The organism is Neisseria sp. HMSC03D10 (genome assembly GCF_001807625.1).
Taxonomy (GTDB): domain Bacteria; phylum Pseudomonadota; class Gammaproteobacteria; order Burkholderiales; family Neisseriaceae; genus Neisseria; species Neisseria mucosa.
The window spans coordinates 40,920-44,437 of record NZ_KV789511.1 but is presented as its reverse complement, the minus strand read 5'-3'; the positions used below and the strand labels follow the sequence as shown (position 1 = coordinate 44,437).

Annotated in this window: 3 protein-coding genes and 1 pseudogene; all 4 read left to right on the top strand. The window is 46.3% G+C overall.

Features of this window, described 5'->3' with window-relative positions:
• Window positions 1–230 (top strand): annotated as a pseudogene (locus HMPREF3066_RS03300) (hypothetical protein); the annotation flags it as partial.
• Window positions 227–1,972, top strand: coding sequence for a DUF927 domain-containing protein (locus HMPREF3066_RS03295; protein ID WP_070440424.1), 1,746 nt, complete (start codon window positions 227–229; stop codon window positions 1,970–1,972). The pseudogene HMPREF3066_RS03300 and the gene HMPREF3066_RS03295, both read left to right, overlap by 4 nt.
• Window positions 1,973–2,201: 229 nt before the next feature.
• A complete protein-coding gene (gene copM / locus HMPREF3066_RS03290; RefSeq protein ID WP_070440423.1) occupies window positions 2,202–2,576 on the top strand; it encodes a CopM family metallochaperone in 375 nt (124 codons plus the stop codon).
• A gap of 808 nt (window positions 2,577–3,384) precedes the next feature.
• Window positions 3,385–3,518: Arm DNA-binding domain-containing protein (locus HMPREF3066_RS13085; RefSeq protein WP_070440430.1), on the top strand; the 134-nt coding region annotated here is incomplete at its 3' end.

The window sequence follows — 3,518 nt, the reverse complement described above, 5'->3', positions numbered from 1 at the left end:
ACTGTCCTATTTTGATTTTAATTGACTATATAAAAGAAATTGCAATTATTGCCGATAACGACACGCCCCGCCCCGTTGGTTACAGAGCCGCTTATGACTTGGCAATGCGAGCCATTAAGCAGGGAATCAAGGCGAGCATATGGCAAAGCAAAACAGCAGGCTATGACGCACTGGACGAACTGAACGAGAAGAAGCAATCAGACAATCATTTCGGAGGACAAACAGCATGAAAAATACCGAAACAGCGAAGCTGGAAAGCCCTAACGACTACAACCTTGAGAATATCGAGCCATTCCGCCCGCGCCCTCACTTTGAGATCGACAATCGGGGCGTATGGTGGGTAAACGTTAGAACCGACAAAGACGGCGATATTATCGAATCAGAGCCGCTATTGCTTTCCGACCCTATCGACATCATAGGCACAGGGCAAGACAATGACGGCGCGTATTATCGGATTATCAAGTTTAAAGACAAAATCACACGCCAACAAAAGACCGCCGCCCTACCACAAGCAGAAATCGGCACAGTTCAAGGCTGGCAGCGTTTGCAGAATTTCGGCCTAGTCATCATGAGCGGGCGGGCAAAAAGGGAAAGACTGGCAGACTATTTGCAGAAAGAGGGAAGCCCGATAGCCTTTACCATTACCGACCGCGCCGGTTGGAACGGGGAAGCCTACATACTGGCAGGCGGGGAAGCCGTTAACGCAGACGGCACAAACATTCTATACAACGGAGACACCAGCCAAAAAGACGGTTACACAGAAAAAGGCAGCCTCAAGGAATGGCAGGAACAGGCCGCGCGATACGCAGAGAACAATAGCCGCCTATGCCTTGCTTTAGGTTTAAGCATGGCCGCGCCATTCTTGGCACTTTTGAACGAAGAAGGAGGCGGTTTCCATTTGGCGGGCGATTCCTCAAAAGGCAAAACAACCGCCGCGCGGCTTGCCTTGAGCGTATGGGGCGACCCTGAAACCACTAAAGGAAATTGGGATACTACCCCGCTTGGCTTGCAGAATTTAGCTTTAGCCCGCAATGATGGCTTGCTGGTGTTAGATGAAATCGGGCAATCAGCCGACCCGCGAAAAATCCCGCAAATGGTTTACAGCGTGATCAACGGCGTGTCAAAAACACAAGGCGCAAAAGATGGCGGCAACCGCCGGCAGAAAACATGGCGCAATCTGATCCTTTCAACCGGCGAAATAAACCCAGAGAGCCTGATAGGAGACCGCGCCCAATGGAAAGCGGGTAATCATGTTAGGTTACCTGACATACAGGCAGAGGCAAGATATGGCATTTACGACACGTTGCACGGCTTTGCAGATGGCGCAAAACTGTCGGAGCATATCAACCAAGCCACAGCCAAGCAGCGAGGAACAGCAGGCCGCGCCCTTATCCGCCAAATCCTCAAAGACGGAAAAGAAGCCGCCGCCCAAGCCGTAGAAGCCAGCCGCGCCCGATTCCTTGATACCTTGCCACCAATGGAGGGACAGGCGCGAAGAATTGCCCGCCGCTTCGCCCTTTTGGCCGCCGTCTTGGAATATGCCGCCCCTATTACCGGCATGAGACAAGGAGCAGGAGAAGCAGGAGTAAGGCAGTGTTTCAATGAATGGCTTGAAGAAAACGGCACAGGAAACCGCGAGGATCGCCGAATCATTGAGCAAGTGATCGCTTTTATGGACGTTAACGCACTGTCAATGCGCTTTTCAGACTGGAACGCCCAAACCACAAACCAAAATCACGCAGGTTATCGGAAACAAGAGGGAAGCATAGATGAATATTGGATAATCCCCGTAGTCTTTGAAGATGAAGTCTGTAAAGGATATAGCCCGCGTAAAGTGTGTGAAGTCCTACATAATCGCCAATGGTTAAAAAAAGCCGACAACGGCAGATGGCAACACCAGCGCAAACGCAACGGCGTTGCAAGCCGATTCTATGTTTTGATGGAAGAAGCCCCGCCCGACTTTGACGAATAACCAAGAGCAAGCCCGCTATTACCGACAATGGCGGGCTTTTTTACGTCCAAACATTCAGGCAGACCAACCAAGAAAGCATAAAATCAACAGGAAGCCCCTACATCTCAAAAATTAGGACTGTTTGACCCTTTCCTTATACCAACCCTTGTGTATCGAAATAAATATTGACTTTAACCTTAGGTCAAAGTTTATGATTTGTGCTCCTTCAGTTATCACATAGGCGAAAAACATGAAAAAACTTATGACTTTTATCACACTTAGCGCTATTGCAATTTCAAATTATGCCCAAGCTAATGAACAACCGCATCAAGCACACATGAATATGCAAATGTCGACAGGTTCTGCAATGCAACAAGAATTAATGCAAGGTATGGATCAAATGAATCAAGACATGATGGCAGCCGCGCAATATAAAGATCCTGATGTTGCTTTTGCAGCAGGTATGTTGCCACACCATATTGGCGCAGTAAAAATGGCGGAAGTTGAATTAAAATACGGAAAAGATCCTGAGATGCGTAAGCTTGCTGAGGATATTATTAACGCACAACAAGCGGAAATTGAACAAATGCAAAAATGGCTTAAAGCACACAACAAAAAAAAGTAAGCCGTAGCCTACATCCCCGCTAACCGCGTTCTTTAAAACCAAGGTGTAGCAACTGTATTTTCCACCCCATCGGGCAAAAATACAGTTGCTACCCAATCAATGAAACACGCTTACAGCGAAATTTTAGCCTATTTACGCCATACCTACCAAAAAGGCAGGCAGTGGAATAAATAATTTCGACACCAATACGCGCGCGCGCGCGAGAAAAGCAGCCCCTTGAATTTTTAGAGTCCATAAAAAGAAAGCAAAAAACGGCGGGTAACCACTTTGCCGGCACTGGTAACCAATGACAAAGACATAACTAGTTACCGAATTATCGTTGATTTATAAAGGTTTTTAGGGGCTGGTAACCAGGTAACCAGAGTAACCAGTGCATTTTATATATATATAGCGTTTTAAATTTGAGAGAGAAGCCGCCGGCCTAATCACTCAAATAACAACACGCCCCAAAAAAAGTTATAATGACCGGCACTAGACTGCTAAATTATTTTTTGACCTTTGCAAAATGTGGTGATATTTGTGGGGATATTTAGATTGCTTTATTATTTTTATAATATAAAACAATGAATTATTCCTTTAGTTCGTGTCCCTCCGTCGCACCAACATACAAAAACGCTTAGAAATTCTAAGCGTTTTTTTTCGTTTAATCCCGTCTAATGCCATTAACCAATCCTTGTAAATGCAAGGGTTTCAGACTTCTTTATATTCCATTGTTTTCTTTTGGGCTACATAACGCCGTCTAATTTAATCTAATTGAATCAACCAAAATCAGGGAGGATGATTCGGGGTATCTGAAAATACCCCCACTATGCCGCTGAATGACCGACAAATCAAAAACGCCAAGCCCGCCGAAACAGGGAAAAAGACCAAGATGTTTGACGGCGGCGGCTTATATCTTGAAGTTACCCCAGCGGGCGGGAAAGTTTTCCGCCTGAAATACCG